Origin of the sequence: Rhodopirellula baltica SH 1, assembly GCF_000196115.1 — a bacterium.
In the GTDB taxonomy this organism is placed as follows: domain Bacteria; phylum Planctomycetota; class Planctomycetia; order Pirellulales; family Pirellulaceae; genus Rhodopirellula; species Rhodopirellula baltica.
On sequence record NC_005027.1, the window covers coordinates 618,877 to 634,119 of the forward strand.

The 15,243-nt window shown below is 57.0% G+C and carries 10 protein-coding genes; 3 read left to right on the plus strand and 7 right to left on the minus strand.

The features are described from left to right. Window positions 1–68: 68 nt before the first annotated feature. The gene (gene efp, locus RB_RS02430) at window positions 69–638 is read right to left on the minus strand and encodes an elongation factor P (protein WP_007333924.1); all 570 of its coding nucleotides are present in this window, start codon (window positions 636–638) and stop codon (window positions 69–71) included. A gap of 45 nt (window positions 639–683) precedes the next feature. Here efp and epmB point away from each other — a divergent pair, with 45 nt between their 5' ends. From epmB to RB_RS02445, 3 genes are all read left to right on the plus strand, one after another. Then, on the plus strand, window positions 684–1,829 hold the full coding sequence (gene epmB / locus RB_RS02435; RefSeq protein ID WP_011118269.1) for an EF-P beta-lysylation protein EpmB: 1,146 nt from the start codon (window positions 684–686) through the stop codon (window positions 1,827–1,829). Between the two features lie 151 nt (window positions 1,830–1,980). Continuing rightward, on the plus strand, window positions 1,981–3,729 hold the full coding sequence (locus RB_RS02440; RefSeq protein WP_007328354.1) for an ABC transporter permease: 1,749 nt from the start codon (window positions 1,981–1,983) through the stop codon (window positions 3,727–3,729). Between the two features lie 246 nt (window positions 3,730–3,975). Further along, the gene (locus RB_RS02445) at window positions 3,976–5,049 is read left to right on the plus strand and encodes an aldose epimerase family protein (RefSeq protein WP_164921394.1); all 1,074 of its coding nucleotides are present in this window, start codon (window positions 3,976–3,978) and stop codon (window positions 5,047–5,049) included. 587 nt (window positions 5,050–5,636) lie between these two features. Here RB_RS02445 and RB_RS02450 read toward each other — a convergent pair. The 6 genes from RB_RS02450 to RB_RS02475 all read right to left on the minus strand — a co-directional run bounded on the left by RB_RS02450 (window position 5,637) and on the right by RB_RS02475 (window position 14,995). Next, a complete protein-coding gene (locus RB_RS02450; protein ID WP_164921395.1) occupies window positions 5,637–8,108 on the minus strand; it encodes a S9 family peptidase in 2,472 nt (823 codons plus the stop codon). 361 nt (window positions 8,109–8,469) lie between these two features. Beyond that, the gene (gene lpdA, locus RB_RS02455) at window positions 8,470–9,897 is read right to left on the minus strand and encodes a dihydrolipoyl dehydrogenase (RefSeq protein WP_011118277.1); all 1,428 of its coding nucleotides are present in this window, start codon (window positions 9,895–9,897) and stop codon (window positions 8,470–8,472) included. 96 nt (window positions 9,898–9,993) lie between these two features. After that, window positions 9,994–10,602, minus strand: coding sequence for a 30S ribosomal protein S4 (gene rpsD / locus RB_RS02460; RefSeq protein ID WP_231846140.1), 609 nt, complete (start codon window positions 10,600–10,602; stop codon window positions 9,994–9,996). A 308-nt stretch (window positions 10,603–10,910) separates the two neighbouring features. Further along, window positions 10,911–12,293 carry a Gfo/Idh/MocA family oxidoreductase gene (locus tag RB_RS02465; protein ID WP_011118279.1) on the minus strand — a complete coding sequence of 461 codons (1,383 nt, stop codon included), beginning with the start codon at window positions 12,291–12,293 and terminating at the stop codon, window positions 10,911–10,913. Between the two features lie 863 nt (window positions 12,294–13,156). Then, a complete protein-coding gene (locus tag RB_RS02470; RefSeq protein ID WP_231846141.1) occupies window positions 13,157–13,540 on the minus strand; it encodes a WYL domain-containing protein in 384 nt (127 codons plus the stop codon). 129 nt (window positions 13,541–13,669) lie between these two features. Continuing rightward, window positions 13,670–14,995 carry a family 16 glycoside hydrolase gene (locus RB_RS02475; RefSeq protein WP_231846142.1) on the minus strand — a complete coding sequence of 442 codons (1,326 nt, stop codon included), beginning with the start codon at window positions 14,993–14,995 and terminating at the stop codon, window positions 13,670–13,672. Window positions 14,996–15,243 lie beyond the last annotated feature (248 nt).

A 15,243-nucleotide genomic window follows, 5' to 3' on the forward strand; every position in this document is an offset into this window, starting at 1 on the left:
TAAGACCGAATTCACGATGGAATCACAACGGTTCCAACTCAGCAACAACAAGGTCGAACGTCTCAAAATCAGTTGTTGACGCGTTCGACGTACTCGTTGTTGAGCGTGTTGATTTTGATGATGTTGCCTTCTTTGATGAAACCAGGAACGTTGAATTCAGCTCCCGTTTCCACCATTGCTGGCTTGGTAACGTTGGTCGCCGTATCGCCTTTGGTGCCCGGGCCACATTCGGTGACTTCCAGCTGAACGTGTTGCGGTGGTTCGACGATGATGGCCGCGCCGTTGTACAACGTCATCGAGCACTCGGTGCCGTCTTTGAGGTACTTCCAGATGTCGCCAGCGACTTCGTTTGGCACTTCGTATTGTTCGAACGTGGTGCCGTCCATGAACACGTAGTCTTGGCCTTGGCGATACAGGAATTGCACCGTGGTTGTTTCCACGTCGGCAGCTTCCAGTGAGTCACCGCCTTTGTATGTCCGGTCCAGCGTGGTGCCGCGAATCAAGTTTTTCATCTTGCACTTGTACATCGCGTTGCCCTTGCCGGGTTTGACGAAGTTCATTTCGGTTATCAAATAAGGTTCGCCGTCGATTTGAACCTTCAGTCCTTTGCGAAAATCGCTGGTGTTGTACGTTGCCACGGTGGGCTCCACTATCAATCGGAAAAGCCAAACGGATAAAAATCAGTGAACCGAGTCCTGGAAGGAAACGTTCGTGCCGGCAGTTTAGCGGCCAAAACGGAGTTTGTCCCGGTGGGGGAACCGCCCAGAAACCAAGGTTCCGGCGATGTTTTTGGCCAAAATCGCGAAGAGTTGAATCGAGAGTCCTTGCAAAGCAAAACACAAGACGAAACGGCGAATTGGCGGGGCTCGATGAAACGGGCCATCCGCTCGGCGGGTGAGCTGCGCAGGCATCTGAATTTGGACCTGTCTGCTGGCGAATCGAATGGTACCAATGCCGAAGATCACGGTTTTCCCGTTTTCGTGCCGCTGGAGTTTGCTGCTCGGATGAAGCCGGGCGATCCGAATGATCCGCTGCTTCGACAAGTCCTTCCATTGCCCGAGGAAGCGAATTCGCCCGACGGATTCAGCAGCGATCCGGTGGGCGATTTGCACGCCGCCGTCGCGCCGGGGTTGCTTCACAAGTACCACGGTCGAGCCCTCGCGATCACCACCGGTGCGTGCGGTATTCACTGTCGCTATTGTTTCCGTCGCGAATTTCCATACAGCGAAAACAGCAGTCGCGGTGATCACCTGGAGTTGGCACTGAAGTATCTGCGCGAGAACGATTCGATCGAAGAAGTTTTGCTTAGCGGCGGCGATCCGCTGACGCTGACCGATGATTCGGTTGCCAAACTGATGCAGCAGATCGAATCGATTCCGCATGTGCGTCGTCTGCGTTGGCACACTCGAATGCCGATCGTCATTCCTTCGCGTGTGACGGACGCTTGGATTGTAAGAATGCAAGCATCGCGATTGACGTCTTGGGTCGTCGTTCATTGCAACCATCCTGCTGAGTTGGACTCGGAGACCGGTGCGGCGCTCATGCGATTGGTCGATGCCGGTGTTCCGGTTTTGAACCAAGCGGTCCTGTTGCGAGGCGTGAATGACGATGTGGACGTGCTGGAATCGTTGTGCCGACGGCTGATTGATTTGCGAGTGATGCCGTACTACTTGCATCAATTGGATCGAGTCCGCGGGGCGGCCCATTTCGAAGTCGACCAGGAATGTGGTCGCGCGCTGGTCAGTCAGTTAGAATCGCGTCTGCCCGGTTTTGCCGTCCCCCGTTTTGTTTGCGAACAAGCGGGCCAAGCATCCAAGACACGTCTCTGATTTGGCCACATGAGTTGTGGCATCGCCCTCGTGGCAACTCGCGTTTCTTTCCCGCTCATTGTTTACCCGCTCATTGTTTAGGCTTTGTCCGAAAACGGGACCGCCCCTTTTCGAACGGTGCCTCGTCGATCGCCACTCAACGAGAATTGCATTGAACAAGCCGATCGCTGACCCGCCGCTGTCGTCCGTTGCAAACGCAGATGGAACCGTAGCCAATCCGGTCTCAGCGTGGATGCAGTCAATGGTCGCTTCGGTTGTGAACACGTTGCGGTTCAACCCGATCGCGGCGTTTCGCAACAACCCGGTGTTGCAACGTGAGTTGTTGGTCAACTTGCGAACGAATCGATCGTTCCTTTTGCTGTTGGTCTATCAACTGGTTCTGGCCGCCGTGACGTTGGTGGCTTGGCCGGATGATGAGCGATTGAATTTGAGTCAAGATCCACCATCGGCACGTCGCTTGGTCGATTTGTTTTTTCTCGGCCAGTACGTGATCGCGTCGTTGATGGCTCCCAGCTTTGCTGCGGGGACGATTTCGGGTGAAAAGGAGCGTCAGACTTACGAGATGTTGCTCGCCAGTCCGCTGAAACCCGGCGCCATCGTCCTGGGTAAATTGGTTGCCGCGCTCACCCATTTGGCTTTGTTGATCGTCGCATCACTGCCGATCATCGTGCTGTTCTTGCCACTTGGTGGAGTCAGCGTTTACGAAGTTGCGGCAGCGTATCTGGGGCTGTTCGTCTCCGTGATTCTGTTCGGCGCCATCGGCGTATTCTGCAGCAGCTATTTTTCGCGAACTAGCAACTCACTCGTCGTCAGCTACTTGCTGATTTTGCCGCTTGTGATTGGCGGTGTCTTAATGTGGCAAACGCTGGCAGGCGACGGTTTGCTGCGGCTCAAGGTGGTTGTGCTGGTCGTGCCCGCGTTTGCTTTGGCGGCCGTCACGTTGATGTGCGCCGCGGCGGCGTCGCGAATGTTGTACCCGCCGGATGTGGGCAGCGAAGGCAAAGAGGTGATCGATCTCGAACAAGAAGCCGCCGAAGCGGTTGGTTTGGTGATCCAGCCCGATCAATTCCCGGACCGCTTGTTCGCGCCGCCGCGTCGGGAAACGTTGATGGCCGACGGTGCCAATCCGGTTTATGACAAAGAGATCCATGGCGAGATCTTCAGTCAGGGCACGTTGATGCTGAGGCTGGTAATTCAGATCAGCATCTTGCTCGCGATCCCGTTGATGGGGGCATTGTTGTTTTGGCAAACGCCCCACGCGCCGTGGTTCGCGGTTTATGTGATTGTGTTCAACATGTTGGTCGGGCCGGTGTTCCTCGCCGGGACGATGACCAGCGAGCGTGAACGGCAAACGCTGGATTTGCTGATGACGACAACGTTGTCGCCGTGGAAGATTTTTTGGGGCAAGTTCGTGGTGGGCTTTCGAGTTGCCTTCGTCCTGACAAGCTTCCTGGTTTGGCCGATGTTGCTGGGCGTGGGGCTGAACACCGACTTCTATTCCAGTTGGTTTTTGATTGTCGGCATGTTTGCGATTCCGGTTGTTGTCAGCGTCGTCAATGCTGTCATCGCGATGACCGCGTCGTTGTACCAAGAACGAACTTCGATGGCGTTGATGACCACCTATGTGGCGCTGATCGTGTTGTATGTCGTTCCGCCAGGCGCCCGTGTGTTGGCGTCTACGTTGGGATTGTCATCGACCGTTCAGCAGTGGATCGAATGGACGGGAGTGGCCAGTCCCTTTTCGGCGTTGTTTTCGTTGCCGATGGATTCGATCTTGATGAGAGGCGACCAGCCTTATCCGGGTGAGCCCATTCTGGTGTTTGGATACTTCGCGTGCAGTTTGCTAATCATCGCGTTGGCATCCGTCATGATCGCATGGAAGTTGCGACCGCAGCATTAGGAAGAGTGGAAAGAGGCTCAGAGACTCAGGGCCACAGGTGAGGTTTTCTTCCGGATTGCAATCTCTCAATTTGCATTGTTCATTTTGCAATTTGCAATTCACCCGGCCCGACCAATCGCGATGCCATAGCAAACCAAGCCCGGGCCAATCCATTCGCACCTTGCGTAAGGCTCGCGAAAATGACAGTCTACAGAGCCCGCGAATTCGCGATCCCGATCCGTTTCCTTTCACCTTTTGCAGCGATTTATGAGCCTCGTCACGACTCCATTCGGCCAAACCAAGGACGGGAAACCGGTCCAGAAAATCACGCTGACCAATTCGCACGGCCATCGTGTATCGGTCATGAACTGGGGAGCATCGCTGCTGGAAGTCGAGGTCCCTGATCGCGACGGCAAACTGGCGAACGTGAATATGGTGTTCGACTCGATTGATCGCTACCTGGATTCGCACCCGGGTTTCGGGAGCTCGATCGGTCGGTTCTGCAACCGCATCGGTTTGGCGAAATTCGAGATCGATGGGGAGACCTATCAGGTCACCGTCAATCATGGCAAGCATTGCTTGCACGGCGGCAAAGTCAATTTCTCACACAAGTGGTGGGACGCCGATTTGATCTCCGGCAAAGATGCCAACGGCAATCCGGAGATTGGTGTTCGGTACAGCTTGGTCAGCCCGGACGGAGACGAAGGTTTCCCGGGTGAAGTGACTGTGACGGCGGAGTACCGCTGGAACGATGCCAGCGAATTGACGATCGAGTTCACTGCGACGACGACCAAGCCGACCCATGTGAACTTGACCAACCACAGCTATTGGAACTTGGCCGGCATCGCACCTGGTGACGGCGGAGCAAGCTCCATCCATGATCACGTCGCGCTGCTTCACTGCAACGAAACCTTGGACGTCGACGAGGACTTGATTCCAACTGGAACGACCTCGTCGGTCGAGGGAACGCCTTTCGATTTCTTGCATCCTGAAACCTTCGGCAAACGCATCGATCAACTGCCCGCCACCAAGGGCTACGACCACTGCTACGTCGTCGCGGGAGAACCTGGCAAGCTGCGACCAGCGGCCCGCGTGGTGGATCCGAAATCGGGCCGAACGTTCGAGATTGAAACGACTCAACCAGGCATGCAGCTTTACACCGCCAATCACCTGGGCGGCAACGCGTCGTCAGCCGGACACAGATCGCACGAAGCGTTCTGCTTGGAAACGCAGCATTACCCCGATGCATGCAATCACCCGAATTTCAAAAGCACGCTGTTGCGTCCCGGTGACAAACTGAAGGAAACGACCGTGCACCGATTTGGGGTGGAAGCTGGTTGATTGGTTTTGGGGAATTGAAAAAGTTAAATTGACAATTGTAAATTTGAAATTGGTTTGTAGGTGGTGGGGGGCGTCGCAGTGCACCTCTGGAAATGAAAAGCTTACGCTGACCGTGAAAGGGTCGCAGAGTCTTCGACCCTTTCAGGGTCGGGGATTGTCGGGAGCATGAGTCCGGTGGTGTTCACTGCGTTCAAACCACCGGCTACCGTCTGCGATCCCTTCGGGATGAAACTTTCGAAAGCCAACATGCCCCGAAGCCCCGAACGTTTCGCAGGTCAGTATTGGGCTGGGCTGTGTTTGGGAACCGTGGCGACCGCAAGGTGGCTCACAGAGCCAAAGACTCTTTTGTGCGTGCTAACCGGGCCTAACGGCCTGCGGCTGATTTGATTGGTGCGGTAGCAAAGAACCTACAACCACCATTTTTCAATTTACAATTGTCAATTTAACTTTTTCAATTGCGACCGTAGGCACACCGACGGGAAGCTCGCATTGCTCGAGGCGTTTCGCCGGCCTTCTCTTGGCGGCTCGAGCCAGTACGTGTTAACCGGGCCTAACGGCCGACGGCTGATTTGGTTGGCACCGACGCTTTACTTCAGATGCTGAAGAATAAAGTTCGTCATCATGGTCCGCAGGTGGTAGCGTGTGCTTTCGCCTTCGCTGACCGAGTGCGTTCGTCCGGGATAGGCCATCATTTGGAACTGCTTGTTCTCAGCGATCAAGCGATTGATCAGGCGTGCGGAAGATGCGTAGTGCACGTTGTCGTCGGCGGTCCCGTGGATCAGCAGCAGAGGATCAGACAAGCCGCTGGCGTGCGTGATGGGTGAACCCTGGACGAACGCCTCACGGTTTTCGGTGACCAGCCCCATGTAGCGTTCTTGGTAGATCGTGTCGTAATCCAGTTGGTCCGGCACCGGAGCGACGGCGATTCCCATCGAATACAGCTCTGGGAATTGGAACAGCCCGTTGAGTGTCGAGGACCCGCCACCGCTCCAGCCCCACAATCCAACTCGCTCGGGATCGAGAGCAGCAAAATGCTTCAGCATCGCTTGCGTGGCATGAGCTTGGTCGGAGATCGAAATGCGTCCGATTTGTTTGTAGATCGATTGCCGGAACGCTTTGCCTCGGGGCGCGTTGGCGCCGCGGTTGTCGACGCTCGCAACAGCAATTCCATGTTGCGTCAGCAGGCGGTGCCACAAATAAGTCGTCCCGCCGTATTGGTCCAGTACGGTTTGTCCGGCTGGTTCGCCATAGACGTGCACCAGCAACGGAACGCTCTTGGGCGGCAAGCTCTCGATCGAGTTGCCTTCGCCCACCGGCATCATGATCCACACGTCCAGCTCCATGTCCTTGGACGCTGGATCATCCGTGAATTCGCCAATCGGCAGTCGAACGAATTCCGTGTGAACGGGAGCGAGCTTTTCGAGGTTCTCATGAAGCTTCTCGTTGTCGTCAAACGTCTTCAATCGCTTGTAGGGATCGAGCTGAACGAGCCGTTGCTGCGGAGCGGAATTGAAATCGGACCAGGACTCCAGTGCGTAATCCGCCGTGGGGCTGACCGAATAAGAAAATGTGCCGCCTTCGTCTGGCGAGATCCGCTCGGGTGTCGTCGCCAGTTGCCCGCTCAAGCCTTGCTCGAGCGACACGCGATAAAGTGCCCTTTGGGAAGGCTGCTCTGGCGACGCGATGAAGTCGATGTGGCTGCCGTCCTTCGCGACGGCCGCAATCGAGATCACATCCCACGAGCCACCCGTCACCGGCGTGATTCGTGAAGGCAGATTGGATTCTTCTTCGAGGGAATCAGGGGCAGGGATTTCAATGGCTTCGATGTGTTGCCAACCTGATCGTTCAGACAACCACAGCAGGCGCGGCGATGAGTTGTCCGACGCATCGTTTTTGAAGACGGTACCTGGCAACCAGTGCAGTTCACGAAGATGCCGCACCCAAGCGTCGCTGACTTCCGTGTGAATGTTGACGCAATGACCGGTTTCGACATCGCAGAGGTAGACGTGATTCTGATTCTGTTTTCGATTGAGTTGCTGAATCAGCAATCGCTCGTTGGCGTGTGTGAACTCGCTGGGCAACCAATCAACCGCGGCGATGTAATTTTCACGTGGATCACCGGGCAGATCCAACCACACCGTTTTTTTGCTGGTTCGGTCCCAGACGCCGACCTTGGCGGCGGAGTTCGTTTGGCCGACTTTGGGGTAAGCGAACTCAATCGCTTTTGCGTATCGCTCGGACGTGTTGTCGATCATCGTTTGGATCGGAACACCGTTGCTGTCCAGTTGCCAGAACGCCAGCTTTTGACTGTTGGGGCTGAATCGAAATCCATTTCGCAGGCCGAGCTCCTCTTCGTAAACCCAGTCAAATGTTCCGCTGATTAATTTGGGGTCGTCCGAGCCAGCGACCATTTGCAGATCACCTGTTTCGCAGTCCTCTAGGTACAAGTCGTTGTCACGCACGAAGGCGATCGATTGCCCATCAGGAGCAAAGGTCGCGAACATGGTTTTGGCGTCGGGAGCGTCTTCGCCGCCAATCTTTCGCCATGTTGCTTCTGGTGAATCATCGCTGAGGTCACGCAACCAATAATCGCCGCGTGTGTGTTGCCGCCAAACTCGACGGGTGTTGTTGTACACGAGCAAGTAACGTCCGTCGGCGGAAATCGTCCATTGGCTGACCTCGATCGGCTTGGGACTGGCCTCTTCGGATTCCGAGTCCGCTGATTCTGCGTCGCCGTCAACCTCGGCTTCTGTCGCTGGTAATAAGAAGGTTTCACGAGGGACGATGGTGGTGGATTCGAGATCGGGAACAGAAAGCTGGTTCAGTGCCGGTCCTTCTTTCCCGGACTGGCGTTCCCACAGGATGTCTTCGTTATTGTCCCAGGTCAGCGTGCGCGATTTGGATCGGAAGTCGGATGTCTTGAACAGGCGGCGGAGCGAAAGGACCGCCGGATCGGTTTTTGGCGGCGTCGGTGGTGCCTTCGACGTTTCGTTGGAATTGGCAAGCGCGGGTGTGGTCGTGGTGGAAAGTTGGCTGAATATGCCAAGGGTCAGAGCCATTGAGACCAAAAGAAAACGTCGGCAAGCAAGCATGCGGCACCATGGTGAGCGGAAAGCGGAGCACGCATTTTGGCTCGCCAGGCCAAGCGTTTCCACCAGGACGCCAAGAATCCGAAGCAGCGGAAGAAACCAAGCCAGCAATCACCACCGAAGGTGAACGGCGCGACGCGCCGTATCGGTTGGACGGTTTGTCGTGCGGCCATGGAGAACGTGGCCGGTGCTTGTTTCAAAGGATTGCGAGCGGGGGCTGGAGGGGAGATTGCAAATTGCAAATTGAACAATGCAAATTGGCAATTGGTGGTGGCATGTTTGGCACCACCTGTGGCCCTGTGGTCCTGAGCCACTTTCCTCTCTCCGCGACCTACTTCCGTTTCGGCTTGTAGATCTCGGTCGCGGTTCCGAAGTGGACTTCGCCGGCGTTCATCAACGTTTCGCTGAGCGTTGGGTGGGGGTGAACGGACTCGGTGATGTCGGTCACTTCGCAGCCCATTTCGATTGCCAGGACCGCTTCGGCGATCAATTCACCAGCACCGGTTCCAACAATGCCGCAACCGAGCACGCGGTGGGTTTCTGGATCGACCAGCCATTTGGTCAGTCCGTTCGTCACGCCGATGGCTTGAGCACGACCGCTGGCCGCCCAAGGGTAGACTTCGACGTCGACCTTTCGGCCGGCTGCTTTGGCTTCGCCTTCGGTCAGGCCGGCCCAGGCGATTTCGGGATCGGTGAACACGACGGCTGGGATGGCTGCTTTGTCGAAGGCAACATTTTTGCCGGCCAAGACTTCCGCGGCGACGCGGCCTTCGTGGGTGGCTTTGTGAGCCAGCATTGGGTCGCCGGCGACGTCACCGATGGCCAAAATGTTTGGGTCGGCCGTGCGTTGTTGTTCGTCGCAAACGATGAAGCCTCGTTCGTTGACTTCGACCTTGGTGTTTTCCAGACCCAGTCCACGGGTGACGGGACGGCGGCCGATGCTGATCAGGACTCGGTCATAGGATTCGGTGCCAAACTTGCTGGGGCCTTCAAAGCTGACCACAACCTTGTCACCGTCTTCGGCTAGCGAGCCGACTTTGGTGTTCAGGAACACTCGGCCGTCGCACATCTTGTCGATCTTCTTGGCCAATGGTTTGACGAGGTCGCGATCGGCCCCCGGCAGCAAGCCTTCGCCAAGTTCAACCACGCTGACCTTGGAACCCAAGTGAGCGTAGACGGTTCCCATTTCCAAACCGATGTAGCCGCCACCGACGACGAGCAAGGTTTCCGGGATGTCTTTGAGTGCCAGTGCACCGGTGCTGTCCATGACTCGGTCGCTGCCGATGTCAAAGGCGGGCGGCATCGCGGGGATGCTGCCTGTTGCGACGATGCATTTGTCGAAAGTTAGCTTGCCGCCTTCTGGGATCGACTCATGGTCGCCTTCGAGCTTCAGTTCGTTGGAGCTGACGAAGGAACCGCGAGCTTGGATGACGGTGACGTTGCGACGTTTGGCCAGTCCGCCGAGTCCGCCGGTCAGGTTGTCGATGACTTTGTCTTTGCGAGCCCGGACGACGTCGACGTCGATCTTGGGTTCGCCCGAGTACTCGATGCCCCACTCTGATTTCAGTTCTTCGACTTCGCTGATGACCTTGGCGACGTGAAGAAGAGCCTTGCTGGGGATGCAGCCACGGATCAGGCAGGTCCCGCCGAGGCGAGGTTCTGCTTCGACGATTGTGACTTCCATTCCTTCGTCAGCTGCCAAGAAAGCCGCCGCGTATCCACCGGGGCCACCACCGAGAACGACAACCGGAGCGTGCATGATTGAAACCAGAGCAAAAAAAGAGACGATTCGGGAAAGGAAACGGCCGCGTGAAGAACACGCGGCCGATGAGTTGCAATCCGTTGTTGACCCGCGTTAGCGAGACAAGAATTCGACGACGCTGTTAGCGTCGACGGGCAGGCTGATGTCAACCGCGCCTGGCAGCGAAAGGACGGTCGCACGCAGCGTTTCGCTGTCGAACGAGACCCAATCCAGTCCGTCTGGTGGCGAGTTGGCGATCACACCACGGTACAGGTTCTTCAAGTTTTCGCGGCCGCGAACTTCGATCAGGTCGCCAGCGCGAAGCATGTAACCGGGCTTGGTGACCTTCACGCCGTTGACGCGGAAGTGACCGTGGGTGATGCCCTGACGAGCTTGTGGGCGAGTCTTGGTGAAACCAACGCGGCGGACAACGTTGTCCAAACGGCGTTCGCACATCAGCAACAACAATTCCCCGGTGTTGCCCGATTTACGGCCAACGTTTTCAAAGTAACGACGGAGTTGGCGTTCGCCCAAACCGTAGTAGTGTTTGATCTTTTGCTTTTCCATCAAAGCCGCACCGTAGTTACTCGGGCGACGACCGCGAGTGTGCATCCCTGGTGGTTGCGGACGACGGTCCATCGCACGGGCTGCGCCGGCTGTTTCGTAAAGCATCGTGCCGAGGCGGCGGTTGATGCGGGCTTTTGGTCCTGTGTAACGTGCCATCGTGACTTTCACGGTTGTGCTAAACGTCGCGTCTGATCGACTCCAAACCGGTCCCTGAAACGCGATTGCTCAACGGAAATTCCGTGTGCGATCCAATTCAGTGACCCGTTTCGCGAGCGAATCCTCGTTCAAGAACGAGGCTGCAAGTGCGACGTGCAGCGGGGAATTGCGGCGTGTTCCTTCGTGTCGTCCACCATTGGACTCACGTGTTCACGCCAAAATTTTGAAAACGGGGCCGCAAGTGTCGTCGTTGGGCCCCGTTTTGACAAGAGGAATGAAAGTCAATCGATCACAGAATCGACCGGATTTCAGCTCGCCGCGTGGGTTTCGGCTGAAAATCCTTCCCGCGACTTGCGACTCATCAGCCCATTGGCTTGCTCGTCGTCGACAAATCGCTCGGCTTTCGGGTCCCATTTCAATTCTCGGCCCAACATCAACGCAATGTTGCACAGGTGACAGGACGTCATCGTGCGGTGGTGCGACCACACGTCTGAGATCGGCTGACCGCCGTCTTCAATGCAGGCAAAAAAGTTGGCCATGTGGCTCATCGCCGCTTTTCCTTTGCGAAGCTCAGCGATTTTCGCGTCGAGCTTGGCGTTGTCTTCTTCGGTCAAGTTGTCGACCGGAGCACCAGTCAGCTTGCCGCGGTTGACGAAGATTCGACCCTTGTCGCCTTCGAACAGGATCCCGTTGGGGAAATCGATGTTCTCAGCTTCTCGTTTGTAATGGTTGGTGACGACCATTTTTGATCCGCTGTCAAAGGTCAGCTCGATGTTGAAGCTCGTCGCGGTGTTGTAGCCGTTGGGCAGCGAGGCTTCGCCGTTGAAGAACGAGTTCCAATTGAAATCGGCTGGAACGGTTTTGGGGAATTCGCCGGTGCCCTTGATCGTCGTGGGGCCGTCTTCACCAGGAGCGAGCGCCCACTGAGCGATGTCGATGTGGTGAGCGCCCCAGTCAGTCATTTTGCCGCCGGAATACTCAAAGAACCAACGGAAGTACTTGCGGCGTTCTTCGCAGTAGTCGGCCTTGGCTGCGGGGCCGACCCACAGGTTCCAATCCAAATCGTCGGGGGCTTCCGTGGTTTCGAAAGGTCCGTCACCAGGGGCTCCGCCGATCGCGATGTAAGCGTTGACGTTGTCGCCGACGTAGCCCGACTGGACCATCGCGATCGCTTTTTGGAATAAATCACCCGAGCTGCGTTGCTGGGTTCCGACCTGGAACACGCGGCCGGTTTCTTCGACGACTTTGCGAATCTGTTTGCCTTCGTCGATCGTCAGCGTCAGCGGTTTTTCGCAGTAGACATCCGCACCGCTTTGCAAACACGCGATCGCGATCGGCACATGCCAGTGGTCTGGGGTTCCGATCGTGACCACATCGGGTTTTTCCTTTTCCAGCATCTCGCGGTAGTCGCGATACTTGTTCAAGTTGCCGCCGTGCTTTTGGCTGAATTCTTCGGTGTGCAGGTCATCGACATCGCAAACAGCGACCATCGTCGCGTATTTGGCCGCGTCGTTGGCGATCGAACCACCGCGGTTGTAACGCCCGCGACTGCCGCCGACGCCGATGGCTGCCAGGCGAAGTTTTTTGGTCTCCTCCGCCGCCATCAGCTTGGAAGTGGCGGTCACGGTCGAACCAGCGACGGCGCCTGCCAGGGCGCTGGTTTTCAAGAATCCACGGCGTGAAGGTTGCATCGAAGGGGCTCCGGATAAAGGTCGGGGGCGAGGTGGGGTGGGAACTTGATTGGCATCGAAGACGCCGCTCGTTCCAGTTTGCAGGAAGAATGGTAACCCAAGAGGCCGGGTGACGGGAATCGTCTACAGACTTGGGTGGCGGGGCGGGTTCGGGTCGATTGCAAATTGCAAAGTGGACATTGCAAATTTGAAATTGGGTGGGTTGATGGGGGGAGAGCAACGATGTGAGCCGTTGGCGTTAGCCTCGGTTTCGAGCATAGAACCGTGACTAACGCCAAACGGCTGATATTTTGAGGGGACAACCGTGGCTAACGCCAAGCGGCTGATGTTCAGGGCGACGAACCGTGGTTAACGCCAATTGGCACTTACTTCACCCTCCCTCAGGGAGGGTCGGCCCGCTTCGGGCCGGGGAGGGCGAACCTAAAAACCGGTGTGTAGCCCTCCCCTCGCTTCGCTCGACCCTCCCAGGGGGAGGGTGGATTGGGGAAGTAAGCGCCATTGGGCTAACGCCATGCGGCTGATGTTCAGAGCGAAAACCGTGGCTAACGCCATGCGGCTGATGTTCAGGGCAAGAACCGTGGCTAACGCCATGCGGCTGATGTTCAGCGAGGCGAACGATTTGCGATTTGCATTTGGAAATTTGCGGGGAAGCGTCGAATCTGTAGGCCAGGTCGCAACTGGCGACCGTGTGCAATGCTTGAAGGGGAGGGAGGCGTTGCGAGCGGTCCACGGGCCTCGCGAGCCCGTCATTGGTCGGCCGTTGACCAATCCCAGTTGTGACCTGTCCTACGTCATTGGCTTCGGATCGCTCCGTCGATCCAAAGCCACAAATCGCGTCGAGCTGCCGAAGCTGGCCAGTTCGATCAGTCCAGTTCAACCATTTCGACGGGCATGATCACGTCGTCCGCGTCGAGCAATTGGAAATTGCTGCAGCGTGAAAGATGGAATTGACGAGGCTCTTCGCGGCACAGGCACAGGCCGAGAAAACGGTCGGAGGCCGCGAATCGGATGGGGCTGACGGTTCGGCGAGTTCGCTTGCCCTTGGAATCGACATAGTCCAATTGCACGACGAATCGGTCGCTGTCCGCCATCGCGGCTCGCAAGACTTTCGCGGGGCTCCACTTGGAATTGGCTCGATCGCAAACTCGGCCGTGGGATCGAGCGAACGTTTCACCGGAAGGAGCGAACGCGGTGGTGGCTTGTTCGCTGGCGTCGAATGTGGCGGGTGAAAGCGTTGCGACTGACATGGAAAGCGGTCCGAAAGAACGGGGCGGCGGTGAATCAAACTTCGATGTTGATATCATCGCCACCGCCGTGACACGTTTGGTCACGGCGGGTAAAGAGCTCAGCCTTTCGGGCTTTCCACTGCTCGCGGATCAGCGTTTTCGCTGCTTCACGTACTCGACCGCGGCCTTTTCCAAGTCCGGATCCAGCAATCCGACTTGCTTGCCTTCTTGGATGGCATTTTCCAGTGTTTGGCGGCCATCCAGGACTCGGTAAGCGATCCAGATCGCACCGACTCGGTTCGCCGACGCACAATGCAAAAGAGCTTGGTTGTCCGGGTCGGCCGCCTGAAGCAGTTGGCAAACCGCGTGGATTTTCTCGTCGGTCAATTGCTGGTGGCCGCCGAAACGAATCGCATGGAATTCCAGGCCGGCGTTTTTCACCAGAGCTTCATCGTCGAAGTCCAATTCGCGCTCGCTTCGTAGCGTGATCACTCGCTTGACGCCCGCCTTCTTCGCGGCCGCCAATCCTTCCGCGGTTGGTTGCCCGGCCAACCAGATCGGTCCAGCCCGGTGGACTTTGCGTGTGCCGGGCAATTCCGCTTTTACCAGCTTGTGATTGGCGTCTCGCTTGCCAGCGTTCTTCCATCCACCCTGCGGCACAATCTTTTTCGCGTCGGCTGGAATTTCCATCGAGTCACTGGGAGGCGTTGTGGGAGTCAGGCGTTTGACAAAGAAATTGCGATAACGAATTTCCATCGGCGGACCCACGTGAACTTGCACGCCGATGCGACCGGAGAGCGAGCGGCCGTTGGGATCCAAATCAAAGTGCTCGGCGGTTTTTTGTCCATCGATCCAGTGTTGGTGATGGTTGCCGACCACGCGGACTTTGTATCGGTGCCAGGCTTCCGGGGCGAATTTCGGCGGCTCGGACGATTCCACGACCCAGCCTTGCCCGTCAGCATCGGTGACGACTTTTTCGGCGGTGTGACACAAGATGCGGCGGCCGCGTTCCTCGTACAGCATGCCGTTGTATTTCGGAGTCGCCGCGACGACATCGCATTGGTAGCCAACCATCACGTTCGGCCCCAGGTCTTCTCGGACCTCGCTGCGGTACTGGATACCGCTGTTGCCGCGAGCACTGACCCAGACGTCGACTTCCAGTTCAAAGTCCTCGACCGGTGCGATTTTCGATGTGATGAAGCGATTGACCTTCACCGAGCCGTCCGTTGTTCCGATCAAGACGCCATTCTCCAGTGTCCAATCATCCAGGCTGCCTTCCCAGGAATCCGCCAGGTTTCCCTCCAGCAAAGATTCCGCCCCAGCCGGTGTGTCACGAGGTGTTCCGGCAGCGGGATCGGCCGCGAACGTCGGTGAGAGTTGTGACGCCGTGAGCAGAATGGTGGCTAGCAGGGCGAGCGTGGTTCGCCGCGGCTTCGGTGACGGGGAACCGGAGGGCTCGCGCCCAGCCGCTATCAATTGGCCGTCAATCGCTGGGGATTTTAGTGGAAGGGCGCGAGCCCTCCGGTATGTCTGCCTGCTTCGATCAAGAGGAAGTTGTCGCGAAAGATTCATGCGGTAGGGCTCGTCGAAAGGTGGGGAGATCGGGGTGGGAGGGACACAACGCCAATGATAGCCGGTGATTCCGCCGATTGACCCCTTTCGCATTGACCATCGAGCGCGATAATGCGGGATTCGCCTGGCGGTCCGGGTAGGCGGTCCCTTAT